This is a genomic window from Pseudomonas sp. 4CAES_32.4, assembly GCF_058136335.1.
Genome location: NZ_CM176882.1, coordinates 3,331,090 through 3,356,690 on the forward strand (window position 1 = coordinate 3,331,090; position 25,601 = coordinate 3,356,690).

Annotated in this window: 24 protein-coding genes; 12 read left to right on the plus strand and 12 right to left on the minus strand. The window is 60.2% G+C overall.

The window, feature by feature from the left end; all coding sequences use genetic code 11:
- Positions 1 to 1,374: 1,374 nt before the first annotated feature.
- The 6 genes from AC3Y64_RS14810 to AC3Y64_RS14835 all read right to left on the minus strand — a co-directional run bounded on the left by AC3Y64_RS14810 (position 1,375) and on the right by AC3Y64_RS14835 (position 8,413).
- Positions 1,375 to 2,148, minus strand: coding sequence for an enoyl-CoA hydratase (locus AC3Y64_RS14810; protein ID WP_489984244.1), 774 nt, complete (start codon positions 2,146 to 2,148; stop codon positions 1,375 to 1,377).
- Positions 2,149 to 2,164: 16 nt separating this feature from the next.
- Positions 2,165 to 3,292, minus strand: a complete 1,128-nt coding sequence (locus tag AC3Y64_RS14815) for an acyl-CoA dehydrogenase (protein WP_025109815.1) — start codon at positions 3,290 to 3,292, stop codon at positions 2,165 to 2,167.
- A 144-nt stretch (positions 3,293 to 3,436) separates the two neighbouring features.
- Positions 3,437 to 4,630, minus strand: coding sequence for an acetyl-CoA C-acyltransferase (locus AC3Y64_RS14820; protein WP_489984245.1), 1,194 nt, complete (start codon positions 4,628 to 4,630; stop codon positions 3,437 to 3,439).
- An 11-nt stretch (positions 4,631 to 4,641) separates the two neighbouring features.
- On the minus strand, positions 4,642 to 5,403 hold the full coding sequence (locus AC3Y64_RS14825) for an SDR family NAD(P)-dependent oxidoreductase (RefSeq protein ID WP_489984246.1): 762 nt from the start codon (positions 5,401 to 5,403) through the stop codon (positions 4,642 to 4,644).
- 16 nt (positions 5,404 to 5,419) lie between these two features.
- Positions 5,420 to 7,084, minus strand: a complete 1,665-nt coding sequence (locus AC3Y64_RS14830; RefSeq protein WP_489984247.1) for an AMP-binding protein — start codon at positions 7,082 to 7,084, stop codon at positions 5,420 to 5,422.
- 312 nt (positions 7,085 to 7,396) lie between these two features.
- A complete protein-coding gene (locus tag AC3Y64_RS14835; protein WP_489984248.1) occupies positions 7,397 to 8,413 on the minus strand; it encodes an AraC family transcriptional regulator in 1,017 nt (338 codons plus the stop codon).
- 301 nt (positions 8,414 to 8,714) lie between these two features.
- Here AC3Y64_RS14835 and efeU point away from each other — a divergent pair, with 301 nt between their 5' ends.
- Genes efeU through efeO (AC3Y64_RS14855) form a run of 4 tightly spaced genes read left to right on the plus strand, consistent with a single transcriptional unit; the run spans position 8,715 to position 12,939 of the window.
- Positions 8,715 to 9,560, plus strand: a complete 846-nt coding sequence (gene efeU / locus AC3Y64_RS14840; protein ID WP_105706568.1) for an iron uptake transporter permease EfeU — start codon at positions 8,715 to 8,717, stop codon at positions 9,558 to 9,560.
- An 8-nt stretch (positions 9,561 to 9,568) separates the two neighbouring features.
- Positions 9,569 to 10,768 carry an iron uptake system protein EfeO gene (efeO, locus tag AC3Y64_RS14845; protein ID WP_489984249.1) on the plus strand — a complete coding sequence of 400 codons (1,200 nt, stop codon included), beginning with the start codon at positions 9,569 to 9,571 and terminating at the stop codon, positions 10,766 to 10,768.
- A gap of 18 nt (positions 10,769 to 10,786) precedes the next feature.
- Complete coding sequence (gene efeB, locus AC3Y64_RS14850; protein WP_489984250.1) at positions 10,787 to 12,085, plus strand: iron uptake transporter deferrochelatase/peroxidase subunit; 1,299 nt, start codon at positions 10,787 to 10,789, stop codon at positions 12,083 to 12,085.
- Between the two features lie 29 nt (positions 12,086 to 12,114).
- Complete coding sequence (gene efeO, locus AC3Y64_RS14855) at positions 12,115 to 12,939, plus strand: iron uptake system protein EfeO (protein ID WP_122591035.1); 825 nt, start codon at positions 12,115 to 12,117, stop codon at positions 12,937 to 12,939.
- Positions 12,940 to 13,071: 132 nt separating this feature from the next.
- Here the strand turns inward: efeO (AC3Y64_RS14855) and pssA are convergent, their stop codons facing one another.
- Positions 13,072 to 14,415 carry a CDP-diacylglycerol--serine O-phosphatidyltransferase gene (gene pssA / locus AC3Y64_RS14860; protein ID WP_489984251.1) on the minus strand — a complete coding sequence of 448 codons (1,344 nt, stop codon included), beginning with the start codon at positions 14,413 to 14,415 and terminating at the stop codon, positions 13,072 to 13,074.
- Positions 14,416 to 14,620: 205 nt separating this feature from the next.
- On the opposite strand from pssA, the gene AC3Y64_RS14865 reads away from it, so the two are divergent.
- From AC3Y64_RS14865 to AC3Y64_RS14875, 3 genes are all read left to right on the plus strand, one after another.
- On the plus strand, positions 14,621 to 15,184 hold the full coding sequence (locus AC3Y64_RS14865) for a TetR/AcrR family transcriptional regulator (protein ID WP_489984252.1): 564 nt from the start codon (positions 14,621 to 14,623) through the stop codon (positions 15,182 to 15,184).
- 55 nt (positions 15,185 to 15,239) lie between these two features.
- Positions 15,240 to 15,719 (plus strand): nuclear transport factor 2 family protein, encoded by a 480-nt coding sequence (locus AC3Y64_RS14870; protein WP_489984253.1) that lies wholly within the window; start codon positions 15,240 to 15,242, stop codon positions 15,717 to 15,719.
- A 263-nt stretch (positions 15,720 to 15,982) separates the two neighbouring features.
- Positions 15,983 to 16,762: a TSUP family transporter gene (locus AC3Y64_RS14875; RefSeq protein ID WP_064390185.1), complete on the plus strand. Its 780-nt coding sequence runs from the start codon at positions 15,983 to 15,985 to the stop codon at positions 16,760 to 16,762.
- On the opposite strand, the gene nudC is transcribed toward AC3Y64_RS14875, so the two are convergent.
- The 3 genes from nudC to AC3Y64_RS14890 all read right to left on the minus strand — a co-directional run bounded on the left by nudC (position 16,730) and on the right by AC3Y64_RS14890 (position 19,346).
- A complete protein-coding gene (nudC, locus tag AC3Y64_RS14880) occupies positions 16,730 to 17,560 on the minus strand; it encodes an NAD(+) diphosphatase (protein WP_489984254.1) in 831 nt (276 codons plus the stop codon). The genes AC3Y64_RS14875 and nudC overlap by 33 nt on opposite strands.
- 6 nt (positions 17,561 to 17,566) lie before the next feature.
- A complete protein-coding gene (locus tag AC3Y64_RS14885) occupies positions 17,567 to 18,379 on the minus strand; it encodes a crotonase/enoyl-CoA hydratase family protein (RefSeq protein WP_489984255.1) in 813 nt (270 codons plus the stop codon).
- Between the two features lie 196 nt (positions 18,380 to 18,575).
- A complete protein-coding gene (locus tag AC3Y64_RS14890; protein ID WP_489984256.1) occupies positions 18,576 to 19,346 on the minus strand; it encodes a class I SAM-dependent methyltransferase in 771 nt (256 codons plus the stop codon).
- A 162-nt stretch (positions 19,347 to 19,508) separates the two neighbouring features.
- Between AC3Y64_RS14890 and AC3Y64_RS14895 the strand changes: the two genes are divergently transcribed.
- The 4 genes from AC3Y64_RS14895 (at position 19,509) to pncA (ending at position 22,025) form a co-directional block, all read left to right on the plus strand.
- On the plus strand, positions 19,509 to 20,042 hold the full coding sequence (locus AC3Y64_RS14895; RefSeq protein ID WP_489984257.1) for a tetratricopeptide repeat protein: 534 nt from the start codon (positions 19,509 to 19,511) through the stop codon (positions 20,040 to 20,042).
- 63 nt (positions 20,043 to 20,105) lie between these two features.
- Entirely contained in the window at positions 20,106 to 20,591 is a 486-nt protein-coding gene (locus AC3Y64_RS14900) for an RNA polymerase sigma factor (RefSeq protein WP_489987971.1), read from the plus strand.
- On the plus strand, positions 20,588 to 21,346 hold the full coding sequence (locus tag AC3Y64_RS14905; protein WP_489984258.1) for an anti-sigma factor: 759 nt from the start codon (positions 20,588 to 20,590) through the stop codon (positions 21,344 to 21,346). The genes AC3Y64_RS14900 and AC3Y64_RS14905 overlap by 4 nt, the downstream gene beginning before the upstream one ends.
- A 52-nt stretch (positions 21,347 to 21,398) precedes the next feature.
- The gene (gene pncA, locus AC3Y64_RS14910; protein ID WP_489984259.1) at positions 21,399 to 22,025 is read left to right on the plus strand and encodes a bifunctional nicotinamidase/pyrazinamidase; all 627 of its coding nucleotides are present in this window, start codon (positions 21,399 to 21,401) and stop codon (positions 22,023 to 22,025) included.
- A gap of 114 nt (positions 22,026 to 22,139) precedes the next feature.
- Here the strand turns inward: pncA and AC3Y64_RS14915 are convergent, their stop codons facing one another.
- Positions 22,140 to 23,441: an ATP-binding protein gene (locus AC3Y64_RS14915; protein ID WP_489984260.1), complete on the minus strand. Its 1,302-nt coding sequence runs from the start codon at positions 23,439 to 23,441 to the stop codon at positions 22,140 to 22,142.
- Positions 23,442 to 23,445: 4 nt separating this feature from the next.
- On the minus strand, positions 23,446 to 24,147 hold the full coding sequence (locus AC3Y64_RS14920; RefSeq protein WP_065261627.1) for a response regulator: 702 nt from the start codon (positions 24,145 to 24,147) through the stop codon (positions 23,446 to 23,448).
- A 293-nt stretch (positions 24,148 to 24,440) separates the two neighbouring features.
- Here AC3Y64_RS14920 and AC3Y64_RS14925 point away from each other — a divergent pair, with 293 nt between their 5' ends.
- The gene (locus tag AC3Y64_RS14925) at positions 24,441 to 25,598 is read left to right on the plus strand and encodes an efflux RND transporter periplasmic adaptor subunit (RefSeq protein ID WP_489984261.1); all 1,158 of its coding nucleotides are present in this window, start codon (positions 24,441 to 24,443) and stop codon (positions 25,596 to 25,598) included.
- Positions 25,599 to 25,601 lie beyond the last annotated feature (3 nt).

Here is a 25,601-nt window from a genome sequence, read left to right on the forward strand (position 1 = left end):
GGCTTGCCAGCGATGAGGCAAGCACAGTCAACACCTCCATTGACTGAACCACCGCCATCGCTGGCAAGCCAGCTCCCACAATGATTTGGGTTGCCCACTGAAATTTGTGACCAACACAAAACCCTGTGGGAGCCAGCCCTGCTGGCGATGGCGGACTCGCTGTACCAAAGATGCCGACTGACCTACCGCCATCGCTTGCAGGGCAAGCTCCCACAGTGATCAGTGCTGTGCATGACTTTACTGGTCAGCATATAAACTTGTGGGAGCTGGCTTGCCAGCGATGAGGCAAGCACAGTCAACACCTGCATTGACTGACCCACCGCCATCGCTGGCAAGCCAGCTCCCACAATGATTTGGCTTGCCCCCGGATTGTGTGACCAACACAAAGCCCTGTGGGAGCCCGCCCTGCTGGCGATAGCGGACTCTTTGTACCAAAGATGCTAACTGACTTACCGCCATCGCTTGCAGGGCAAGCTCCCACAGTGATCAGTGCTGTGCATGACATTACTGGTCAGCATAGAAACCTGTGGGAGCTGGCTTGCCAGCGATGAGGCAAGCACAGTCAACAGCTCCATAGACTGAACCACCGCCATCGCTGGCAAGCAAGCTCCCACAATGATTTGGGTTGCCCACTGAAATCTGTGACCAACACAAAACCCTGTGGGAGCCAGCCCTGCTGGCGATGGCGGACTCTCTGTACCAAAGATGCCAACTGACCCACCGCCATCGCTTGCAGGGCAAGCTCCCACAGTGATCAGTGCTGTGCATGACTTTACTGGTCAGCACAAAAACTTGTGGGAGCTGGCTTGCCAGCGATGAGGCAAGCACAGTCAACAGCTCCATTGACTGCCCCACCGCCATCGCTGGCAAGCCAGCTCCCACAATGATTTGGCTTGCCCCCGGATTGTGTGACCAACACAAAACCCTGTGGGAGCTAGCCCTGCTGGCGATGGCGGACTCTCTGTACCAAAGATGCTAACTGAACCACCGCCATCGCTTGCAGGGCAAGCTCCCACAGTGATTCGAGTCGCCCCCGGATTGTGTGACCAACACAAAACCCTGTGGGAGGCAGCCCTGCTGGCGATGGCGGACTCTCTGTACCAAAGATGCCAACTGACCCACCGCCATCGCTTGCAGGGCAAGTTCCCACAGTGATCAGTGCTGTGCATGACTTTACTGGTCAGCACAGAAACTTGTGGGAGCTGGCTTGCCAGCGATGAGGCAAGCACAGTCAACAGCTCCATTGACTGACCCACCGCCATCGCTGGCAAGCCAGCTCCCACAATGATTTGGCTTGCCCACTGAAATCTGTGACCGACACAAAGCACTGTGGGAGCCAGCCCTGCTAGCGATGGCGTCCTCACAAACGCCGAATTACTGACCCTTGAACTCCGGCGCACGCTTGGCCACAAACGCCGCCATACCTTCTTTCTGATCCTGCGTGGCAAACGCGGCATGGAACACTCGGCGCTCAAAACGCACGCCTTCGGTCAGGTTGACCTCAAAGGCACGATTCACGCTCTCCTTGACCATCATCGCAATCGGCAGCGATTTGCTCGCGATCACTCCAGCCACTTTCAGCGCTTCATCGAGCAGCTCATCACTCGGCACGATACGCGCGACGATGCCGCAGCGCTCGGCTTCCACTGCATCGATCAAGCGCCCGCTCAGGCACATTTCCATCGCTTTGGCCTTGCCCACCGCGCGGGTCAGGCGCTGGGTGCCGCCCATACCCGGCAGCACGCCGAGGTTGATTTCCGGCTGGCCGAATTTGGCGTTGTCGCCGGCCAGAATGAAGTCGCACATCAATGCCAGTTCACAGCCACCGCCCAAGGCAAAACCGTTGACCGCTGCGATGATCGGTTTGCGTCGGTTGGCCACGCGATCGCTGTCGCTGAACAGGTCGTCCATGTAGATCTGCGGGTAGGTCAGCTCGGCCATTTCCTTGATGTCGGCACCGGCGGCAAAGGCTTTTTTCGAGCCAGTGATGACGATGCAACCGATGGCGGCATCGGCTTCCAGTGCATCGAGCGCCTGGTTCACTTCGCTGACCAGTTGCGCGTTCAGGGCATTCAGCGCCTGTGGTCGGTTGAGGGTGATCAGGCCAACGCGGCCGTGGGTTTCCAGCAGAATCGTTTCGTAAGTCATGAAATAAAATTCCTTCTCAAAGATTGCGCGAAATGACCATGCGCTGAATATCGCTGGTGCCTTCGTAGATCTGGCAGACGCGCACGTCGCGGTAGATGCGTTCCAGCGGGAAGTCGTTGAGGTAACCGTAACCGCCGAGGGTTTGCAATGCCATCGAGCAGACCTTCTCGGCCATTTCCGAAGCGAACAGCTTGGCCATCGACGCCTCGACCAGCGCCGGTTGCCCACTGTCACGCAGGGCCGCCGCGTAATGCACCATCTGCCGGGCGACGGCGATCTGCGTGGCCATGTCAGCCAGGCGGAACGCGACGGCCTGATGCTCGATGATCGGCTTGCCGAAGGTGTCGCGCTCACGGGCGTAATCGCGCGCCGCTTCGAACGCCGCACGGGCCATGCCCACCGATTGCGAAGCGATGCCGACACGACCGCCCTCGAGGTTGGCCAAGGCAATCTTGTAGCCCTCGCCCTCTTCGCCCAAACGGTTGGCCACCGGCACTTTGACGTCTTCAAAGAGAATCTGGCAGGTGTCGGAGGCGTGCTGACCGAGTTTGTCTTCAACGCGAGCGACTTTGTAACCCGGTGAATCCGTCGGCACGATAAAGGCGCTGATGCCGCGCTTGCCGGCGCTCGGATCGGTCACCGCAAACACAATCACGATCCCGGCGTTCTGCCCGGAGGTGATGAACTGTTTGCAGCCGTTCAGCACGTAGTGATCGCCTTCCAGCCGCGCACGGGTTTTCAGGCTGCTGGCGTCGGAACCGGCCTGCGGTTCGGTCAGTGCAAATGCGCCGAGCATGGCACCGCTGGCGAGCGGTTTGAGAAAACGTTCACGCTGATCGTCGTTGCCGAACTTGAGGATCGGCACGCAGCCCACCGAGTTGTGCACGCTCATGATCGTCGAGCAGGCGCCATCGCCGGCAGCGATTTCTTCCAGGGCCATGGCGTAGGCCAGGTAACCGGTGTCGCAACCGCCCCACTGCTCCGGCACGAGCATGCCGAAGAAGCCCAGCTCAGCCATCTCGCCGATGGCTTCCTTGGGGAAACGGTGCTCGCGATCCCACTCGGCGGCGAACGGCTTGAGGCGTTCCTCGGCAAACTGCCGGGCCATGTCACGGATCTGGGTTTGGTCTTCGTTGGGAATCATGGTGAATCCTTAAAATCCGGTGACAACACAAAACTCCTTGTGGGAGCTGGCTTGCCAGCGATGGGGCCGTGTCAGTGAACATATTGGCTGTCTGACCCACCGCCATCGCGGGCAAGCCCGCTCCCACAGGGTCCAGTGTCAACGTTAGTAAACGCATTCCACGGCCATGGCCGTGGCTTCGCCGCCGCCAATGCAGATCGCTGCAATCCCGCGTTTTAGCTTTTTCTGCCGCAGTGCCGACAGCAACGTCACCAGAATCCGCGCACCCGACGCGCCAATCGGGTGACCCAGCGCACAGGCACCGCCATGCACGTTCAGCTTGTCATGCGGGATTTCCAGATGCGTCATTGCCGCCATGCCAACCACGGCAAACGCTTCATTGACCTCAAACAAATCGACGTCACCCAGCGACCAACCGGTCTTCTTGATCAACTTCTTGATCGCCCCAATCGGCGCCACCGGGAACAAGCCCGGGGTGTCGGCGAACGCAGCGTGGCCATGAATCACCGCCAGCGGTTTCAGCCCCAGTTTCTGCGCCTGCGACTGACGCATCAGCACCAGTGCCGCCGCACCGTCAGAGATCGAACTGGAGTTCGCCGCCGTCACCGTGCCGCCTTCGCGGAACGCCGGTTTCAGCGAGGCGATCTTGTCCAGTTTGGCTTTCGGTGGCTGTTCGTCGTTGCTGATCAGCACCTGTTCTTTGCCAACGGTCACGGTCAGCGGGACGATTTCATCCTTGAAGCTGCCGTCCTTGATCGCCTGCTGTGCGCGGGTGGTCGAGGCGATGGCAAATGCATCCTGCGCTTCACGGCTGAAGTGGTTGGTCTCGGCGCAATCCTCGGCGAAGGTGCCCATCAAACGACCCTTGTCGTAGGCGTCTTCGAGGCCATCGAGGAACATCGAGTCGAGCACACGACCATGGCCCATGCGGTAACCGGCGCGGGCACGATCCAGCAGATAAGGCGAGTTGGACATGCTTTCCATGCCGCCGGCAATCACCACATCGGCACTGCCCGCGACCAGCATGTCGTGGGCCAGAATGGTGGTTTCCATGCCTGAGCCGCACATCTTGTTGACGGTGGTGCAGCGGGTGGATTTGTCCAACCCGGCGCCCAGCGCAGCCTGACGTGCAGGTGCCTGACCGAGGCCGGCGGGCAACACGCAACCGAACAGCACCTCGTCGACGGAGTCACTGGCAACACCGGCGCGTTCAACCGCAGCCTTGATTGCAGCAGCGCCGAGTTGCGGCGCAGTGAGGCTTTTCAGTTCGCCCTGAAAACCGCCCATCGGTGTGCGCACGGCACTGACGATAACAATCGGGTCGTTGGAAATAGTCATGACAAATCCTCTTACTTGGCGGCCATGCGCAAGGCGCCGTCGAGACGGATCACCTCACCGTTGAGCATGCTGTTTTCGATGATATGCCGAACCAGCGCAGCGTATTCGCCAGGCTTGCCCAGGCGCGGCGGGAACGGTACGCCGGCGGCCAGCGAGTCACGCACTTCCGGGGTCATGCCGGCCATCATCGGCGTTTCGAAAATGCCTGGGGCGATGGTCATCACGCGGATGCCGAAACGCGCCAATTCGCGGGCGGCCGGCAGGGTCAGGCTGGCGATTGCGCCTTTGGAGGCCGCGTACGCCGCTTGGCCGATCTGGCCGTCGAACGCCGCCACCGACGCGGTGTTGATAATCACGCCGCGTTCACCGTCAGCGTTTGCCTCGGATTCGGCAATCGCCGCAGCGGCCAGACGCAGCATGTTGAAGCTGCCGATCAGGTTGACGTTGATCACTTGCGCGAAACTGCTCAGCGCATGCGGGCCGTTCTTGCCGAGGATCTTCTCGCCTCGGACGATGCCGGCGCAGTTGACCAGACCGTTGAGGCTGCCAAACGCGGCGACCGTCGCCTGCACCGCAGCTTCGGCGGCGGCTTCATTGCTGATGTCAGCGACCACGCTTTGCGCGCCGAGACGCTGAGCCTGGGCGGCGACAGCTTCGGCGTTCATGTCCACCAGCATCACTTTGACGCCGGCACTCACCAGCAATTCTGCGGTGGCGGCACCCAGGCCGGACGCGCCGCCGGTGACGATAAAAACCTTGTTCTCGATCTGCATGACAGTACTTCCTGATTCAAGCTGAAACGTTATGCGCCGCGGCCTCTTGAGCCTTGGCGATTTCCTGGTTGCGCAAGATAAAGCGCTGCAATTTGCCACTCGGGGTCTTGGGCAATTCGCTGACAAATTCGATTTCACGCGGGTACGAATGCGCGGCCAGACGCTTGCGCACGTGTTGGCGCAGTTCTTCGGCCAGCTCCGGCGCGGCACGGTATTGCGCACTCAGCACCACGAAGGCTTTGACCAGTTCGGTGCGCTCCGGGTCCGGTTTGCCGACGACAGCCGCCTCGACCACCGCGGGGTGTTCGATCAGCGCGCTTTCCACGTCGAACGGACCGACGCGGTAGCCGGAGGTGGTGATCACGTCATCACTGCGGCCGACGAAGCTGATGCTGCCGTCCGGATTCCATTCCACGGTGTCGCCGCTCAGGTAGTAATCGCCGACGAAAGCTTTCGTCGGCACGCCTTCGTAGCCGCCGAACCAGCACATCGGCGATTGCGGGCGGTCGATGGCGAGGATGCCCGGCTGGCCGACGCCGAGTTCGTTGTACTGCTCGTCGAGCACGACGATGCGATGGCCCGGCGAGGCGAAACCGGCGGCGCCGACGTGTACCGCGTGGTCGAGGCCGTGGTGGTTGCACAGCACCATGCCCAGTTCGGTCTGGCCGTAATGGTCGTGGATGACCACGTCGAGGTTGTCGGCGAACCAGCGGATCACTTCCGGGTTCAGCGGCTCGCCGGCGCTGCTGACGATGCGCAGCTTGCCCTTGATCGATTTGGCGAATTCATCACCACCGGCAATCAGCAAACGATAAGCCGTCGGCGATCCGGTGAGGTTGGTGATGCCGTATTTGTTGATCACCCGGCAGGTGCTTTCGAGGGTGAATGGGCCATCGTAGAAAGTGATCGGGTGGCCCATCGACAACGGGCCGGTGACGCCGAAATAGATGCCATAGGCCCAGCCCGGATCGGCGACGTTCCAGAACGAATCTTCCGCACGCAAATCCACGGCATCGCGGGTGTAGCTCTGGAACGCGACGATGGCTTTGAGCGGCACCGACAGTGCTTTCGACGGGCCGGTGGTGCCGGAAGTGAACATCAACAGGAATGGGTCTTCGCCGGTCAACAGCACCGGTTTGCAGACGTTGGAATAGTTGGCCAGTTCGGCCCAGAAACTGAAATCGCCACGGACAATGCCTTGGCCTTTCGATCCGCCGACGGTGACGAGGGTTGGGCAATCGGCGACTTCAGCGAGTTTCGGCCGGTTGACCGCATCGGTGACCACGACTTTCGCGTCGGAACAGTTCAGCCGATGTTCGAGGGCTTTGGGGCCGAACGCGGTGAAGAGTGGCTGATACACCGCGCCGATGCGCCAAGTGGCGAGCACGGTGATGAGCAATTCGATATTGCGCGGTAGCAGGCCGGCGACTTTGTCACCCTTCCGCACACCTTGGGCAAGGAGAAAATTGGCGAAACGCGCGGCTTTGTCCTGCAGATCACTGAAGGTGTATGTCGCACTGGCGCCGTCGCGGCCCTCCCAGAACAGCGCGATGCGCCCCGGCAAGGCGTGGCGGTCGCAGCATTCGACGCAGGCGTTGAGCGCCTCAAGCGAACCGCTGAGCGCGGCATCCACGGTGTGCTGATAATTGAACTGTGCGGTGGCAGACAAGTAATCGCGCATTGCCAGAATCCCTCTGTGTTTTTATTAGGCTGGGAACCGTAAACAACAGAGGGATAGTCGCGCTGTGCGGGGGTTGGGGCAATGGTCAAAGCCATCAACATGGCTGACTGGTTTGGCCATGCCCTGCCACACCGATCGTTCCCACGCTCTGCGTGGGAATGCCGCCGCGGACGCTCTGCGTCCACTTCAAAACCGGAACGCAGAGCGTCCCAAGAGGCATTCCCACGCGGAGCGTGGGAACGATCATCACGGGGTTTTCGCGTCGTGCACAAATCCCCTGTGGGAGCCAGCCCTGCTGGCGATGGCGTCGGGTCAGACAACCTCATTCAAGATCAGCGTGCGGTAATGCCCAGGATTCGACCCCGACCACTTGCGAAACGCCTTGTAAAACGAACTCGCATCAGCAAACCCCAACCGCGCCGCAATCTCGACAAAACTGATCGAAGGCTCCGCCAGCCAGATGATCGCCAACTCCTTGCGCACACTGTCCTTGAGTCCCTGATAGGTCTGCCCTTCTTCCGCCAGGCGCCGGCGCAAGGTCGAGGCCGACATGCACAATTGCTGGGCCAGCGTTTCGGTTTCCGGCCACTGTTCTGCCGGCAACTGCCGCAGATCCTGCTTGATCCGGCTCGCCAGGCTTTCCGGGTCGCGGTACTTCACCAGGATATTGGCCGGCGCATGGGCCAGAAAGCGCTTCAACTCTTCGGCTGATCGCTTGATCGGCAGATCCAGGCAATCAGCCGAGAAAATCATCCGCGTGCGTGGCCGATCGAACCGCAGGTTCTCGGAAAACATCACCCGGTAGTCATCGGTGAAGTCCGGTTCAGGGCAACGCAATTCAATCGCCAGAATCGGAATCCGCCGCCCGGCCAGCCAGCAGGCAACGCCGTGGACGATCATCCAATAGGTGAAATAGGTAAAGGCGCGGCGCGGTTCGGCGTCGTCCTCCAGCAGCACGATTTCCGCCAGACTTTGCTGGTGCACCAACTGCGCCGGCATGCGCTCAAGCATCAACGACAGAAAGCTCAGGCCAGTGTTCAAAGCCGCCGCCAGCGTCGGCTGCGCCATTGCGCTGCGGCAGAGGAATTCGAGGCTGCCGGACTTGAGTTTGCGCGGGTCCATGCCAAAGAACTCGTCATCGCCGCGCCGGGCCAGCAGGCGCCAGAGCTTGGCGTACTGCGAGGCCGGCACCCGGCCCTGCGCGGTTTGCAGCAGCGCCGGCGCAATGCCGACCTTGCTCAAGACTTCGTCCGTGGCCACGCCCGGCGCGCAACTTTGCAACAGCGCTTCACGCACCAGTTGAACGGCGATGGTGTCTTTTTCCGACATGGAGCGCGGTGAACCTTGTTGTTTTTGAGTGGCAAACATCTTACCTCAAACACCACACAGATCCCCTGTGGGAGCTAGCCCTGCTAGCGATGAGGCCGTCCCGGTCAAATATTCCTTCAATTGACACACCGCCATCGCTAGCAGGGCTAGCTCCCACGATGAATCGGTGCAACGCGCATGAGAATGGTTGTTCTTTAACTTGTTCAGCTTCTGTTCAGGTTTGTGTCAATGATTGTCATGTGAGAATGGTTGTCATTATGTTACAACTTGTAACCTCTACAAATGACTTACTGGACACCGAATGCTCGTTCCCTTTCTGATCATGCTGCGCGAAGGCATTGAAGCCGCGCTGATCGTTGGCATCATCGCCAGCTACCTGCAACAGACCGGCCGTGGCCAGTGGATGCCCGCCGTATGGATCGGCGTTTTCCTCGCCGCCGCCCTCGCCCTGCTGGTCGGTGGCGGTCTGGAACTGGTCAGCGCCGAATTCCCGCAAAAGCAGCAGGAGCTGTTTGAAGGCATCGTCGGGCTGGTCGCCGTGGGGATTCTCAGTTCGATGGTGTTCTGGATGCGCAAAGTCGCGCGCTCGATCAAACATTCGCTGCAAGCCTCACTCGATCACGCGCTGACTTCTTCCAAGCATCAGGTCATTGCGCTGATCGCCATGGTCTTCTTCGCCGTCGCTCGCGAAGGTCTGGAAACCGTGTTCTTCCTGCTCGCGGTGTTCCAGCAAAGCGAGGGCCCGGGCGCGCCGATCGGTGCTCTGCTCGGCCTGATTCTGGCGATCATTGTCGGTTTCCTGATCTACAGCGGCAGCATGCGCCTCAACCTTTCGGCGTTCTTCAAGTGGACCGGCCTGTTCATTCTGGTGGTCGCCGCCGGGATTCTCGCCAATTCGGTGCAGGCGCTGCATGAGGCCGGACTGTGGAATCACCTGCAGACCGTGCTGTTCGATTTCAGCGCGACGCTGCCGATGGACGGCCCGTTGGGCTCGGTGCTGGCCGGCATGTTCGGTTATCAGGATGCACCGACCGTCAGCACCCTCGGGGCGTATCTGATTTATCTGGTGGTAGCGCTGGTGATGTTCTTCTATCCGGCTCCCGCACCCAAGCCCTCCGCGCAATCGTCTTCCGTTTCCAGCCAATAAGGGCCTCCATGTCAAAGCCTAATACTCCTCAGGCCTCCCCTCCCCGTGCCTTACGCTGGGCGGTGGCCGGTTCGGTGGTCATCATGATCGCTGCCGGCGGCCTGTTCTGGTACGCCTCGAAAATGGCCGCGGCCAAACGTCAGCACAACCACGATGAAATGGTGGTGAACATCCATCCGGGCAGTTGCGAACCGAATGCCCTCACCGTGCCGGCGGGCCGCGCCAGTTTCCGCATCGTCAACCGCTCCGACCGAGCGGTGGAATGGGAGATTCTCGACGGCGTGCTGGTCGTCGAAGAACGCGAAAACATTGCGCCGGGCCTGAGCCAGGTAATCAACGCCAATCTGCAACCCGGCGACTATGCGATCACCTGCGGCCTGTTAAGCAACCCACGCGGCACCCTGCATGTGACGCCGACGGCTGCCTCCGATGCTGCCGCGAAAGCCAAACCGTCGATGGTCGCTTTCGTTGGCCCGCTGTCGGAATTCCGTGTGTATCTGGCCAGCCAGAGCAGCGCGCTGATCAAAGCCGTGACCGCTCTGGATCAAGCCATCGAAAGCGGCGATTTGAGTCAGGCTCAAGCGCTGTACTTGCCGGCACGCGCGGCGTATCAACGTCTGGCCCCGGCTGCGCAGCGTCTGGCGGAGCTGGACAACAGCATCAACGCCCGCGCCGATTACTTCGAGAAACGCGAGCAGGATCCGGCCTTCGTTGGGTTCCATCGCCTCGAATTCGGCCTGTTCCAGCAGCGCGAACTCGATGACCTGGCACCGGTTGCCCAGCGCCTGCTCAGCGATGTCACCGCGCTCAAACAGCAACTGCTCGCGCAGAGTCTGCCGCCTGAGCAACTGGTCAACATCGTCGTGCGCAACCTCAACACGTTGGCCGACGTGCGCGCCGCCAGCGGTGAAGAGGAACGCTACAGCCACAGCGACCTCAACGGTTTCGCCGCCAATGCGCAAACCGCGCACAAAGTCGTCGATCTGCTGCGGCCAATGCTGAGCAAATCCGCCGCCGACCTGTTGCCGAAAATCGACAAGGCCTTGGCGGACTTCGACACCGAACTCAACAGCTACAAGATCAAGGACGGCTACGCCAGCTACGACTCCGTCAGCGGCGCACAACGCAAGCAGATCGCCGACAAGGCTCAGGCTCTGGCCGACGCACTGGATGGCATCGATCCCGCCCTCGGCCTCTCTGGCCTGTAAGCAGAAGACGAATTTGCAATGAAAGAATCAGAAAACCTCAACCTGCAACGTCGCCGTGTCCTGATGGGCATGGGCGCCGCCGGTGTCGCCCTCGCCGGTAGCGCGCTGAGTTGCCCGGCCATGGCCGCCGCGCCGGCACAAGTCACCGAAGCGCCGAGCAGCGACAAGACCGAAGATCGCCACGATTTCCACGGTGTGCATCAGACCGGCATCGTTACTCCGCGCCCGGCCTCGGGCATGCTGGTGTCGTTCGACGTGTTGGCCAGTGACCGTGAAGATCTCGAGCGGCTGTTCCGCACCCTCAACGAGCGCATCGCCTTCCTGATGAAGGGCGGCCCGGTCGCCCAGATCGATCCGAAACTGCCGCCGCCGGATTCCGGCATCCTGGGCCCGAACGTGACGCCGGATAACCTGACCATTACCGTTTCCGTCGGCGAATCGCTGTTCGACGAGCGCTTCGGTCTGGCCGACGCCAAGCCCAAGCGGCTGATCCGCATGGTCGGTTTCCCCAACGATGCACTGGAAGCCGATTGCTGCCACGGCGACCTGAGTCTGCAGTTCTGCTCGAACACCACCGACACCAACATTCACGCCCTGCGCGACATCGTCAAAAACCTCCCCGACCTGCTGCTGGTGCGCTGGAAACAGGAAGGCAGCGTGCCGCCGCAAGCCCCGGCGAAACCGGGTGTGCCGGCCCAGTCGGCGCGCAATTTCCTCGGCTTCCGTGACGGTTCGGCCAACCCGAACTCCAACGACGCCAAAGCCATGGACAGCATCGTCTGGGTGCAACCGGGCAGCGACGAACCGGCCTGGGCCGCGCATGGCAGCTATCAAGCGGTGCGGATCATCCGCAACTTCGTTGAGCGCTGGGATCGCACGCCGTTGCAGGAACAGGAAAGCATCCTCGGCCGGGTGAAAACCTCCGGCGCGCCCATCGGTGGCAAACATGAAACCGAAGTGCCGGATTACCACAAGGATCCAGAAGGCAAGCTGACCAAACTCGACGCGCACATACGCTTGGCCAACCCGCGCACCGCCGCGAGCCAGGCCAACCTGATCCTGCGCCGGCCGTTCAACTACTCCAACGGCGTGAACAAGAACGGCCAGCTCGACATGGGCCTGCTGTTCATCTGTTACCAAGCCGACCTGGAAAAAGGCTTCATCACCGTGCAGACCCGCCTCAACGGCGAACCGCTTGAGGAATACCTCAAACCGGTCGGCGGCGGCTATTTCTTCACCCTGCCGGGTGTCACGAGCGACAAGGATTTCATCGGTCGCTCGCTGCTCAATGCCACACAACCGAAAACAGCTGCATAAAACAACATCCCCACACTGGAGCCGCCCCCATGAAAAAGACGCCACTCGCGTTATTGCTGACCCTTGGTTTGCTCAACACCCCGCTGTCGGCGTTTGCCGCCACGGCACCGCTGGATCTGGTCGGGCCGGTGTCGGACTACAAGATTTATGTCACCGAAAAACTCGATGAGCTGGGCAGCCACACTCAACAGTTCACCGATGCGGTGAAAAAAGGCGATCTGGCCACCGCGCAAAAGCTCTATGCGCCGACTCGCGTTTACTACGAGTCGATCGAGCCGATTGCCGAGCTGTTCAGTGACCTCGATGCGTCCATCGACTCCCGCGTGGATGATCACGAGAAAGGCGTGAAAGCGGAAGACTTCACCGGTTTCCACCGCATCGAATACACGCTGTTCTCGGAGAAAAGCACCCAGGGTTTGAACGAGCTGGCAGACAAGCTCAACAGCGACGTCAAAGACCTGCAAACTCGTGTGGCCGGCCTGACCTTCCCGCCTGAGAAAGTCGTCGGTGGTGCTGCCGCCCTGTTGGAAGAAGTCGCCGCGACCAAGATCTCCGGCGAAGAAGATCGCTACAGCCACACCGACCTGTACGACTTCCAGGGCAACATCGACGGCGCGAAGAAAATCGTTGATCTGTTCCGTCCGCAGATCGAAAAGCAGGACAAGGCGTTCATCGCGAAGGTCGACAAGAACTTTGCCACGGTCGACAAGATTCTGGCCAAGTACAAGACCAAGGATGGTGGGTTTGAGACGTATGATAAGGTGAAGGATAACGACCGTAAAGCGCTGGTTGGGCCGGTGAATACGCTGGCGGAAGACTTGTCCACGTTGCGTGGCAAGTTGGGGCTGAACTGAGTTTTTTAGCGTCTAGGCAGGCCCCATCGCTGGCAAGCCAGCTCCCACAGGTTCTTGGGTGTACACAATATTTGTGGATCACCAAGAACACTGTGGGAGCTGGCTTTGCCAGCGATGGCATTTCCAGCGGCGCTACAGAATCCGGTACAACAACCGCTCAATCCGCACCCGACTCACGCGCTTCAGAAACTTCGCCACCCCGGCCGGGTATTCCGGCAACGTCTCCAGACTCTGGAAATTCTCGATCCGCGTGGTGTTGCGGAAAATTTCTTCCAGCTCTTTCGCCCGCGGTTCCAGCCATTCGCCCTTCGGATCATCGATCAACAACGCGTTTTCCAGATCCAGGCGGAACGCCCGTGGATTGAGGTTGTTGCCGGTGAGCAGCGTATAGCGCTGATCGACCCACATGCCCTTGAGGTGATAGGTGTTATCGCCATCACGCCACAGATGCAGGTTCAACTGGCCGCTGTCGATGTTGCGCTGATGCCGCTTGGCAAAGCGTCGCAGGCTGATCTCGTACAGGTACGGCAGCGCCGCAATCACCTTGAACGGCTCGCTCGGCGGGATATAGAAGTCATTGGCAGTCTTGTCGCCGACCACGATGTCGATCTTCACGCCACGGGCCAGCGCGCGATTGATCTCACGGATCACGCCCAGCGGCAGGTTGAAGTACGGCGTGCAGATGGTCAGCTGCTTTTGCGCGCTGGCGATCAGTTCGAGAATCGCCCGGTTCAACGGGTTGTTCTTGCCGACGCCGAGCAACGGAGTCACGGACAAACCGTCTCTGGCGGTGCTGCCAGTGGCGGTGTCGTACGTCGCATATTTTAGGCGGCTGCGCAGGTCGCCGATGTCATTGCGCAGGCTGCGCGTGGTCGGCAGGTTCGGCAGATCGAGGCGATGCACGGCTTTCGACTCGATCAAGCCATGCTTGACCAGATGATGCATCGAGTCGGCCAGCTCATGGCTTTGCAGCACGTGGTAGCGGTCGAAACGGTACTTGTCGAACTTGTGCAGGTAGACGTTATTCAGGCTCGCACCGCTGTAGACCACGCAATCGTCGATCACGAAGCCCTTCAGATGCAGCACGCCGAACAGTTCGCGGGTCTGCACCGGCACGCCGTAGACCGGCACTTCGCTTTCGTGCGTGCGGGTCATTTCCTGATACCACGCCGAATTGCCCGGCTGCTTGCCGGCACCGATCAGTCCGCGTTGCGCACGCAGCCAGTCGACGACCACAGCGATTTCCAGCTCGGGGCGCTTGAGCTTGGCGGCGTGGAGGGCATCGAGGATTTCCTGACCGGCCTCGTCTTGCTGCAAGTACAGCGCAACGATGTAGATGCGTTGGGTCGCTGCGGCGATTTTCTCCAGCAGGCAACGACGAAACTCGGCGGCGCCGGACAGAATGGTCACGGCCTCGGCGGTCAGCGGAAAGCTGCGCAGTTTAGGCAGCAAGGAACGTTTGAAAAGCAACGGCATAGGGCTCGCAATGGGTCGAATCCGAAGAACCCGAGAGCTTACACCATCACATCCCTCGGGTCTTGTTAGTGCCCGTAAAGAGATCAAAAGATCGCAGCCTTCGGCAGCTCCTACACCGACCGATGTAGGAGCTACCGAAGGCTGCGATCTTTCGATCTTAAAAAAATAATTGCCAAAGGAGAACAACCATTCTACTGTTCGTGACATGAACGAAATCATTAGCACTGACACACGCGACATCATTCTGGATGTCACCGAAAAGCTGATCTACAAAAGTGGCATCGCTGCCACCAGCATGGATCTTCTGGTGAAAACCGCCGGCGTCTCCAGAAAAAGCATCTACCGTTATTTTGCGGATAAAGATGAGCTGGTCGCCGCCGCCCTGCAACGCCGCGACATCCGCTGGATGCATTGGTACAGAAACGCCGTCGATCAGGCCGAAACCCCGGCCGAACGCCTGCTCAACCTGTTTACCGTGCTCAAGGGCTGGTTTGCCTCGGAAGGTTTTCGCGGCTGCGCCTTCATCAATACCAGCGGCGAAACCGGCGACCCGCAAGACCCCGTACGGTTGGTTGCCAAAGAACACAAACAGAAGCTGCTCGACTACGTGTGCGAGCTTTGTACCGAACAGGGTGCCGAGGATCCGCAACTGCTGGCCAAACAGTTGCTGATCCTGATTGACGGTGCCATTACCGTAGCGCTTGTGATGGGTGATCACAGTGCCGCCGATAATGCGCAATGCATGGCGCGAAAGTTATTGGACCTGTAACGCCTTAATAAGGCCGGACTTGTTGTTCAATTATTGATTAGATTGGGAGACTGATATGTCGACTGCAGCCCAGCAACGCCCGCCACTGCCGCCCTTCAACCGTGAATCGGCCATCGAAAAGGTACGTCTGGCCGAGGATGGCTGGAACTCCCGCGACCCGGAACGGGTATCGCTGGCCTACACCCTCGACACCCAGTGGCGTAACCGCGCCGAGTTTGCCAACAGCCGCGAAGAAGCCAAGGCCTTCCTGACGCGTAAATGGGCGAAAGAGCTGGATTACCGCTTGATCAAGGAACTCTGGGCCTACTCCGACACGCGCATCGCCGTGCGTTATGCCTATGAATGGCACGATGATTCAGGCAACTGGTTCCGCTCCTACGGCAATGAAAACTGGGAGTTCGATGAGAACGGCCTGATGTTCCAGCGCTACGCCTGCATCAACGACATGCCGATCAAGGAAAGTGAACGCAAGTTCCACTGGCCACTGGGCCGCCGCCCGGATGATCATCCGGGCCTGTCCGACCTCGGTCTCTAAGCTCACAGCAATCCCCCTGTGGGAGCTAGCCCTGCTAGCGATAGCGGACGGTCAGTCAATGAATTGGTTGAATGTTCAATTGCCATCGCTGGCAAGCTCCCACAAGGATCAGAGTGAACAAAGGACTCTTGCACACCGTAAAACCTGTGGGAGCTGGCTTGCCAGCGATGGCGTCAGATGGGTCGCCGCAACACTTGGAAATGAGTAACATGACCGCCCTCCCCGCAGCTCACGTTCTGCGCCCTGCCGAATAAGCCGATTCCATGCCTTTCGAACTCAGCGTTGACCTCACCACCCTGGCCATTCTGGCCATCGTCGCTTTCATTGCCGGTTTCATCGACGCTATCGCCGGCGGTGGCGGTCTGCTGACCACCCCGGCGCTGCTGACCGCTGGCCTGCCGCCGCATCTGGTGCTGGGCACCAACAAACTGAGTTCGACGTTCGGCTCGGCCACGGCCAGTTTCACCTTCTATCGCCGCAAGCTGTTTCATCCACGGCAGTGGGTGCACGCGATTGTCGGCACACTGGTCGGCGCGCTGACCGGCGCCATCGTCGCCCATTACCTGCCGGCGGAATGGCTGAACAAAATGCTCCCGGTGATTGTGTTCGCCTGCGGCCTGTACCTGTTGTTCGGCGGCACACCGAAAGCGCCGCTGGACAGCGATGCGCCGATCAAAAAGAAATGGCAATCGACCCAAGGCTTCAGCCTCGGTTTCTACGATGGTGTTGCCGGCCCCGGCACGGGCGCGTTCTGGACGGTGAGCAGTCTGCTGCTTTATCCGATCGATCTGGTCAAGGCCAGCGGTGTGGCGCGCAGCATGAACTTCGTCAGCAACATTGCGGCGCTGTCGGTGTTCGTGTTTTCCGGACAAGTGGACTGGATCATCGGCCTGAGCATGGGCCTGTCGGTGATGGTCGGCGCCTTCTTTGGCGCGCGCACCGCGATCAGCGGCGGCGCCAAATTCATTCGCCCGGTGTTCATCACCGTGGTGCTGGGTTTGACTGTGCGCCTAGCCTGGCAGCACTGGTTCAGCGTGGCCTAAGCGCCGCGCCACGTAGACGTCGATCAGGTAACGGGCAATCGACTTGGACGCCGGCAATGGCGGCAGATCATGCACGTTGAACCATTGGGCGTCTTCGATCTCGTCCTCCTGACAGACAATCTCGCCACCGGCATATTCGGCATGGAAGCCGAGCATCATCGAATGCGGGAACGGCCAGCACTGGCTGCCCAGGTACTGAATGTTCTTCACCTCGATCTGCACTTCCTCACGCACTTCACGAATCAGGCACTCCTCCGCCGACTCGCCCGGCTCGGCAAAACCGGCCAGCGTGCTGTAAACCCCGGTGACGAAACGCGGTGAGCGCGCCAGCAAAATCTCGTCGCCGCGAGTAATCAGCACAATCATGCTCGGCGAAATACGTGGATAACTGCGCAGATCGCACGGCTGGCAATACATCGCCCGCTCGCGCGGCACCTGTGTCATCGCCTGGCCGCAATTGCCGCAGAAACGGTGCTCACGAGCCCAAGTGCCGATCTGCGCGGCATAACCGAGCACTTTGTAGATCGTGTGATCGCCATCGAGCATGAACGCCCGCAGGCCTTTCCAGTTGCAACCCGGCACTTCGCTGGCGCTGCGCAGTTCGAGCAGGTACACCGGCTCGCCATCGAGATGGCCAATGCCGTGCTCGGTGAGGACTGACAAGTCCTGACGCTTGAGCCATTCCCGGGGGAACAGCGCGCCGTTGTCATCGAACAAAAAACCGTCCGGGCTGCGCGCAACCGCCCAGCCGCCCGGTTGATCGGTGTCCAGTACTGCAGTGGTCCAGCGAGCTGTCATGGTTTCTCAGTCCAGGAATTCGGGTTTCTGTTTGCTCATGTGGGCGGCCATGGCCACGCGCAAGTCGGTGGATTGCAGCATGGCAGCGTTCCAGGTGGCAACGTATTCGAGACCGTCGTCGATGCGATGGTCGCGCATGTAGCTGATCATTTCCTTGGTGCCGGTGACGGCAATCGGTGATTTCGAGGCAATTTCGCGGGCGATATCAATCACGCCTTCGAGCAGCGCATCCTTATCGCTGTAGACACGATTGACCAGGCCGATGCTGCGCGCCTCCTCAGCGCCGAAAGTGCGACCGGTGTAAGCCAGTTCACGCAGCATGCCGTCACCGATGATCCGTGGCAACCGTTGCAAAGTGCCAACATCGGCGGCCATGCCGATATCGATTTCCTTGATCGAGAATTGTGCGTCTTCGGCGGCGTAGCGCATGTCGCAGGCAGCGATCAGATCAATGGCGCCGCCCAGGCAATAACCCTGAATGGCCGCGAGCACCGGTTTGCGGCAGTTGTCGACGGCGTTGAACGAGGCTTGCAGGGTGAGGATCTTGCGGCGCAACAGGCGCGCGTTGCGGCCAACGTCTTTGCCCAGCTCGTTGGCGACACCGGCGAGCATCATCAGGTCGATGCCGGAGGAAAAGTGTTTACCGTTGCCACTGAGCACCACCACGCGCACTTCGTCGGTGTCGTCGATCCACTGGAAGATCTCGACGATCTCGCTCCAGAACGCCGCGTTCATCGAGTTGATCTTTTCCGGACGGTTGATCTGCACATGGGCGATGTTGTCGGCCAGTTCGACGCTGAAGGCGGAGTATTGAGTCATGGCAGTGATCCTTAACCGGGCAGAAAATGAGGCCCGAACTATAACAAGGCATCACAGTGGCGGTTCAGCCAAATGCGGGACTGATAGGGATCGGCAGTGACTTCAATCGCCAGCAGGGCTGGCTCCCACAGGATTTTCGGTGTTCACCAAACCCCTGTGGGAACCGGCCCTGCTAGCGATTAGCCGCCCCGCCAATCTAACTGCCCTTCACCGCCACAAACGCCGCCGTCTCATACGGCACCGTCACCACCTCCCTGCCCCGCAACTCAGGCTCGGCCGCGATCAACGCACCAATCAGCTCATCGACTTTCGCCCGCTGCGCATCCGGCAACGCGGCAATGAAACTGGTCGATCTCACCCGATTGAAAATCACGTCTTCCGGCGATCCGGTGTGACCATTGTGAAAGCGCTGCAGCTGCAACGGCCCGAACGCCGGATGCGGAAACGCCTTGCGCCATTCACCGGTGTAGTAACGCGGCGTGTCGCCCTCCAGCGAATTGACGATGGCATCGAGCTTCGGCACCCAGCTCACGGTTGTGTCGCGCAGGTTCCAGATCAGACCGAGCTTGCCGCCAGGCTTGAGCACTCGGGCGATTTCGGTCAGCGCGTCTGCACTGGCGAACCAATGAAACGCCTGCGCGCAGACCACCACATCCACCGACGCGTCCGGCAATGGCAAATCCGTCGCGGTGCCGTGTACGGCCAGCACCTGCGGCCACGCGTCAGATAACTTCTCGAGCATCTGTGCCACCGGCTCAACCGCGATCACTTGCGCGCCCGTCGCCACCAGTCGGCCGGTGAACTTGCCGGTGCCGGCGCCCAGATCAATCACGGTGTTGTGATGATCGAGACCCAACGTCGCGCTCAGCCACTCACTGACCTGCGGCGGATAATCCGGTCGCCCTTTGACGTAAGTGTCAGCGGCGGTTTTGTAGCCGCCAGTGGCATGGTGGAGATGATCGTTCATGGCAGTTTCCCCTTCATATACAGCCTTCGGATCAACGGCAGACGCTGACGAGCATAGCGCCGGAATTTGTGCCTGACTTGAACAGTCACTGACAAATGCAATGAATAAAATTTCACCCTGTGGTGTTCAAAGTGAAACATAACCCCCTGTGGAGCCTTGCCCATGACTATCCGTTCCGTTATGTTCGCCGCCCCGTTGCTACTGGCCGCTGCAATGTCGAGTCATCTGGCCTTCGCCAACGGTGATGAAGACGATCCGGTGCAGAAGCCCGAATGCCCGAAAGGCCAGGTCTGGGACAGCAAAACGCAGAAATGCGTGCTGCAAACCAGCAGCCTGTTGCCGGACGCGGACCGCACCGATTACGCGTATCGTCTGGCCAAGGCCGGTCGCTACGATGAGGCGCTGGCATTGCTCGACACCCTCAAGCAACCGAACACCGCCAAGGCCCTCAACTATCGCGGTTATGCCACGCGCAAACTGGGGCGCACCGACGAAGGCATCACCTATTACCTGCAATCGGTGAAACTCGATCCGCAGTATGCGCAGGTGCGCGAATACCTCGGCGAGGCCTATGTGATCAAAGGACGCGTCGACCTGGCACAAGAACAGTTGCAGCAGATCCAGTCGATTTGCGGCACGTCCTGCGAGGAATACCTGGATCTGGCTGAAGCCATCAACGGTTCAACGAAAACCTGACCTTTATAAGTGGAGACGATCATCGTCAGCGATCAGGCCTTTAGAGCCGAACTCGGACAGCATCTGGCGCGTTTGTGGCGTTACGGTTTGCTGCTGTCGCGCAATCGGCACGTCGCCGAGGACTTGGTCCAGGCCACCTGCGTGCGGGCGCTGGAGCGCTGCCGCCAGTACGTGGCCGGCACGCGCATGGATCGCTGGTTGCTGAGCATTCTGCATTCGATCTGGCTTAACGAAGTGCGCTCGCGCCGCGTGCGCCATGGCTCGGGGCAAGTCGACGCCGACACGCAACTGACGTTCGACGGTGAATACGCCGCGCAAACTCATGTGATGGCCACCCAAGTGATCCGCCGCGTCGATGCACTGCCGGAAACCCAGCGTGAAACGGTGTACCTGGCGTATGTCGAGGGCTTGTCCTACCGCGAAGTCGCCGAAATTCTCCAAGTCCCGATCGGCACGGTGATGAGCCGACTGGCCACGGCGCGCCTGAAACTCGCCGAATACCCGCCCTTGCAAGCGGTGCCGAAAACCACCGAAGGAGACCGGTCATGAACACGCCTTCGGACGAACAACTGGTCGCCTATCTGGATGACGAACTGGACCCGGGATATCGCCGCCAATTGGGCACGGCCATCGCCGACGACCCGCTGCTCAGCCTGCGCGTGCAATGGCTGGCGCGCAGCAATCTGCCGTTCAAAAACGCCTATGACGAACTGACGCAACAGGCGCCGCTGGATCGTTTGCAGGCGCGGCTGGATGCTATTCCTGCCCCGCAAAATCCGGGGTTGAGTCGGCGCTGGTTTATCGGCGGCGCGGCGGCCGCTCTGGTGGCCGGTGGCGTATTGGCCGACCGCTTGGTCCTCGGCTGGCAGGCGCAGCAAACGCATAACTGGCGTCGAATGGTCGGCGACTACATGGCGCTCTATGTGCCGCAAACCCTCGATTACTTGCCTAGCGACGAAGCCACGCAACGGGCGCAACTGCGCAGCGTCGATGCACGTCTGGGCCTGAATCTGTCACCGGCAGCATTGAAACTGCCCGGCGCCGAGTTCAAACGTGCACAGTTGCTTGAGTACGACGGCGTGCCGATTGCGCAGATCGTTTATCTGGATCAACGGCACGGGCCGTTGGCCTTGTGCATCACCCGCTCGAACAGCGGCAGCCAGCCATTGGCCAACGAGCGCCGACACGAGATGAACGTCGCGTATTGGACCGAACGCGAACATGCGTGGATGCTGATCGGCCACGTGCCAACAGCAGATCTGCAGGCACGGGCGCAGTTGTTGAGAAGTCGTTTAACCGCCTAGCCAGCGTTGTCACTATTCTGGGCAAGTGATTTGTCCAAGGAGGATTGCACCTATGCCGATTTCGTCTCGCACTGCATTACTGGTTATCGATGTTCAGAACGATTTCATCCCCGGCGGCAGCCTGCCGGTGCCTGAAGGTGAGCGGATCGTGCCGCTGATCAACCAGCTCGCGCGTCAGTTCCAGCAAGTCGTCATCGCCCAGGACTGGCACCCGCGCGGTCACGCCTCATTCGCCTCCAGCCATCCCGGTCGCCAGCCTTACGACGTCATTCAATTGCCTTACGGTGAACAGACGCTGTGGCCCGATCATTGTGTGCAGGCCAGCGCCGGCGCCGAGTTTCACCCGCAACTGGACCTGCCCCACGCGCAACTGGTGATCCGCAAAGGCTGCAATCCGGACATCGACAGTTACTCGGCGTTTCTCGAAGCCGACCGCCGCACCACCACCGGATTGGCCGGTTACTTGTCAGAGCGCGGCATCGACACCGTTTACATGGTCGGCCTCGCGCTGGATTTCTGCGTGATGTACTCGGCGCTGGATGCGCGGGCGGCGGGATTCAATGCGGTTGTGGTGCTCGATGCGTGTCGGGCGATTGATCTGGATGGATCACTGGCAGCGGCGATTGAACGGATGCAAGAGGCTGGGATTGAGTTGATCCAGTCCACCGATCTGATCTGATCAATACACATACCCCTGTAGGAGCTGCCGCAGGCTGCGATCTTTTGATTTGGTTTTTTAAGATCAAGATCAAAAGATCGCTGCCTGCGGCAGCTCCTACAGGTATTTGTCTGCTTAATCAGTAGTCGGCAACCACAACCGGAACCGCGCGCCACCCAGCGGTGAACTCTCCACCGTCAGCGTGCCGCCCTGCGCCTCCAGTGCCCGGCGGCTGATGGCCAGACCCAGGCCAAAGCCACCGGTGGCCCGATCGCGGCTGCGATCCAGTCGATAAAACGGCTCGAAGATCCGCTCGCGTTCGTCATCGGGAATGCCGATGCCGTCATCATCCACCCAGATCTCGCAACCATCAGCGTTGACCTGCACGCCGATCTGAATGCGTTTTTCGCAGTAACGCATGGCGTTGCGCAGCAGGTTCTGTATGGCCCGTGCGGTGAGGCGCGGATCCAGTGCAAAGCGTTCAAGCTGACCGTGCAACAGGACGTCGATGACGATTTCAGGCGACTCCAGCTCTTCATCGACGCTGCCAAGAATGCTGTCGATAAACTCGTCCAGCGAGACGTCGATTTGCTCAGGCAGTTGTGCCGGATTCTGCAAACGGCTGTAGGACAGCAATTCGAGCACCAATTCATCGAGTTCACGAATATGCGCGACCAGTCCTAGCAAGCGCTCGCGGCTCGCCGCCGGCAAATCGTCGGACAGCGCCAGCGCCAGGCCGAAATCCAGACGCGTCAACGGTGTGCGCAGCTCGTGGGAGACCGCATTGAGCAGGTCGCGTTGCTGGTTGAGCAGGTTTTCGATGTCACCGGCCATGGTGTCGAAGACGTTGGCCAGACTGCCGATGTTCGAGCTCGGCGTGATCTTGGTGCGTTCGCTGAGATGGCCTTTGCCGAAGCGTTCGGCGGTGCCTTTGAGGCGTTCCAGATCGCGCCAGTGCGGGCGCAGCCACAGCAGCAGGCAGCCCAACAGGCTCGCGCCGATCAGCACATTGATGCTCCAGTACAACAGATTGACGTCCAGCGGATCCGGCGGTACGACCATTTGCACGGCAGTGTCGTTATCCAGCGGCGTGACTGCCAGCGTGCGCCAGCCCCAATCGCCGATACGCACGACGTTTTCGCCACGGCGCAAGCGTTCCTGTTCGATCGCGGTGAAATCGGCACTGTCAATGCGCGCGAGCACGATGTGCAGCGGTTGAAAATCCTTGTCCATCGACGCGGCAAGCGCCGGCCATTGCGCATGCGGCGTGGCATGGAACTGTTTGGTGATCAGCGATTGCAGGCCGCGCGAATAGTCGAGGTTATAGGTGACGAATCGCTCGCGGAATGCCATGACCACCAGATCCGGCACCAGATAAATCGCCGCGCTGTAGGAAACGATCGTCACCAGATACAGGCGAAAAAGGATGCGGAACATCAGTTCAGCATTCCCACTCGGACCGGCTGAACAAATAGCCCTTGCCCCACACGGTCTTGATCTTGCGCGCCTCACCGGCGTGGTCGTCGAACTTGCGCCGCAGCTTGGAAATCGCCACGTCCACCGAGCGGTCGGTGCCGTTGAATTCGATACCGCGCAGACGTTGCAGAATCTGGTCGCGGCTGAGCACTTCGCCGGCGTGGCGGGCCAGCACCACCAACAGGTTGTATTCACCGCTGGACAGTTCGACCGGCTGATCGCGCCAGGTCACGGTGCGCTCCGACAGGTCGATGCACAGGTTGCCCATAAGGATGCGATCGTTGGCCGTCATCGGCTCGCCGAGACTGCTGCGGCGCAGTAACGTGCGCACGCGGGCCAGCAGCACGCGCGGTTCGCAAGGTTTGGTGACGTAATCGTCAGCGCCCATTTCCAGGCCCAGCACTTGATCGTGGCTGTCGTCGCGGGCGGTCAGCATCAGAATCGGCAGCGTCGCCGAATCGGCCCTGAGCAAGCGACAGACTTGCAGGCCATCGAGCCCCGGCAGCATCAGGTCGAGAATCACCAGATCCGGCGGATTGAGCCGGGCCCGCTCACGCACGTGGTCACCGCGGCCGATGACGCTGACGGAATAACCGTTGCGTTCGAGGTAGCTGGAAATCAGTTCGGCGAGGGCGGTGTCGTCTTCGACCAGGAGGATGTTGGGCATGGAGGTGTTCCAGAAAGTGCTGTAGCGATCTTGAGGGCCTCATCGCGGGCAAGCCCGCTCCCACAGTGTTCCAGGGTGATCACAAAATGTGTGTTCACCACCGATCTTTGTGGGAGCGGGCTTGCCCGCAATGGCGATCCGACTGTTGCAATAAATTTCAAGGGCTAAAGGATATACGCCCTCACCCGTTCCTGAGCAAAACCCTTACACAATTTCACACAGCGCCTACAAAGCTTCACCGCTAATCTGCGCGTCTGGCCGTAGGATGCGGCCATCAATATTGGGGGTTGTACATGTCGAACAAACTGCTGGCCGGGCTCGGCCTGATCGCAATGGCGCTGACGCTGAGCGCCTGTGACTCATCCTCGAACGCCGAAGAGCAGGCGCCGCCAGCCACGGTGCGCATCGAAACCATCCAGACCCATCCTCTGTCGATCAGCAGCGAACTCAGCGGCCGCATTGTTGCGCCGCGCATCGCCGAAGTGCGCGCACGGGTGGCCGGCGTGGTGTTGCAGCGCACCTTCCGTGAAGGCAGCGACGTGAAAAAGGGTGATGTGCTGTTCCGTATCGATCCAGCCCCTTTCAAGGCTGACCTCGACAGCGCCGAAGCCGCGCTGCGCAAAGCCGAAGCCAATGCGTTCCAGGCAAAACTGCAGGAACAGCGCTACGCGCAATTGATCGACGACAAGGCCATCAGCGGTCAGGACTACGACAACGCCCGCGCCAGTGCCCGGCAAACCGCCGCCGATGTTGCCGCCAATAAGGCAGCGGTCGAGCGCGCGAAGCTGAACCTTGGTTACGCCACCGTCACCGCGCCGATTTCCGGGCGCGTAGGTCGTGCACTGGTGACTGAAGGCGCACTGGTCGGGCAGAACGAAACCACGCCGCTGGCGCTGATTCAGCAATTGAACCCGATTCACGCCGATCTCACCCAGTCCACTCGTGAACTCAACGAGCTGCGCCGGGCGTTCCGTTCCGGGCAATTGCAGGAAGTTGGTCAGGATCAGGTCAAGGCGACGTTAATTCAGGACGACGGCAGCCTGTATCCGTTACCGGGCAAACTGCTGTTCAGCGACATCACCGTCGACCCGGGCACCGGCCAGATCATTCTGCGCAGCGAATTCCCCAATCCGGATCTGGATTTGCTTCCGGGCAGTTTCATCCGCGTGCGTCTGGAACAAGCGATGATCCAGAACGGCATCACCGTGCCGCAACGCGCCGTGCAGCGTGACAGCGCCGGGGTTGCTCAGGTGCTGACCGTCGACGAACAAATGCGTGTAGCGCAGCAGCCGGTGCAGCTCGGCGCAGTGCAGAACAATCGCTGGATCGTCACCGGCGGCCTCAAGCCCGGTGATCGTATCGTCATCGAAGGCCTGCAACACGCCCGCCCCGGCGAAAAAGTGCAGATCGACGACACCCCTCTTCCACTTGCCCAGACCTCTGGTCAGTAAGCA

Coding starts and splice junctions, on each gene's coding strand:
- efeB (WP_489984250.1), top strand. CDS start 10,787: ATGAAAGAATCAGAAAACCTCAACCTGCAACGTCGCCGTGTCCTGATG.
- efeU (WP_105706568.1), top strand. CDS start 8,715: ATGCTCGTTCCCTTTCTGATCATGCTGCGCGAAGGCATTGAAGCCGCG.
- AC3Y64_RS14905 (WP_489984258.1), top strand. CDS start 20,588: ATGAACACGCCTTCGGACGAACAACTGGTCGCCTATCTGGATGACGAA.
- pssA (WP_489984251.1), bottom strand. CDS start 14,415: ATGCCGTTGCTTTTCAAACGTTCCTTGCTGCCTAAACTGCGCAGCTTT.
- AC3Y64_RS14865 (WP_489984252.1), top strand. CDS start 14,621: ATGAACGAAATCATTAGCACTGACACACGCGACATCATTCTGGATGTC.
- efeO (WP_122591035.1), top strand. CDS start 12,115: ATGAAAAAGACGCCACTCGCGTTATTGCTGACCCTTGGTTTGCTCAAC.
- AC3Y64_RS14815 (WP_025109815.1), bottom strand. CDS start 3,292: ATGATTCCCAACGAAGACCAAACCCAGATCCGTGACATGGCCCGGCAG.
- AC3Y64_RS14925 (WP_489984261.1), top strand. CDS start 24,441: ATGTCGAACAAACTGCTGGCCGGGCTCGGCCTGATCGCAATGGCGCTG.
- efeO (WP_489984249.1), top strand. CDS start 9,569: ATGTCAAAGCCTAATACTCCTCAGGCCTCCCCTCCCCGTGCCTTACGC.
- nudC (WP_489984254.1), bottom strand. CDS start 17,560: ATGACAGCTCGCTGGACCACTGCAGTACTGGACACCGATCAACCGGGC.
- AC3Y64_RS14825 (WP_489984246.1), bottom strand. CDS start 5,403: ATGCAGATCGAGAACAAGGTTTTTATCGTCACCGGCGGCGCGTCCGGC.
- AC3Y64_RS14870 (WP_489984253.1), top strand. CDS start 15,240: ATGTCGACTGCAGCCCAGCAACGCCCGCCACTGCCGCCCTTCAACCGT.
- AC3Y64_RS14915 (WP_489984260.1), bottom strand. CDS start 23,441: ATGTTCCGCATCCTTTTTCGCCTGTATCTGGTGACGATCGTTTCCTAC.
- AC3Y64_RS14830 (WP_489984247.1), bottom strand. CDS start 7,084: ATGCGCGATTACTTGTCTGCCACCGCACAGTTCAATTATCAGCACACC.
- AC3Y64_RS14920 (WP_065261627.1), bottom strand. CDS start 24,147: ATGCCCAACATCCTCCTGGTCGAAGACGACACCGCCCTCGCCGAACTG.
- AC3Y64_RS14820 (WP_489984245.1), bottom strand. CDS start 4,630: ATGACTATTTCCAACGACCCGATTGTTATCGTCAGTGCCGTGCGCACA.
- AC3Y64_RS14810 (WP_489984244.1), bottom strand. CDS start 2,148: ATGACTTACGAAACGATTCTGCTGGAAACCCACGGCCGCGTTGGCCTG.
- AC3Y64_RS14895 (WP_489984257.1), top strand. CDS start 19,509: ATGACTATCCGTTCCGTTATGTTCGCCGCCCCGTTGCTACTGGCCGCT.
- AC3Y64_RS14890 (WP_489984256.1), bottom strand. CDS start 19,346: ATGAACGATCATCTCCACCATGCCACTGGCGGCTACAAAACCGCCGCT.
- AC3Y64_RS14835 (WP_489984248.1), bottom strand. CDS start 8,413: ATGTCGGAAAAAGACACCATCGCCGTTCAACTGGTGCGTGAAGCGCTG.
- AC3Y64_RS14875 (WP_064390185.1), top strand. CDS start 15,983: ATGCCTTTCGAACTCAGCGTTGACCTCACCACCCTGGCCATTCTGGCC.
- pncA (WP_489984259.1), top strand. CDS start 21,399: ATGCCGATTTCGTCTCGCACTGCATTACTGGTTATCGATGTTCAGAAC.
- AC3Y64_RS14885 (WP_489984255.1), bottom strand. CDS start 18,379: ATGACTCAATACTCCGCCTTCAGCGTCGAACTGGCCGACAACATCGCC.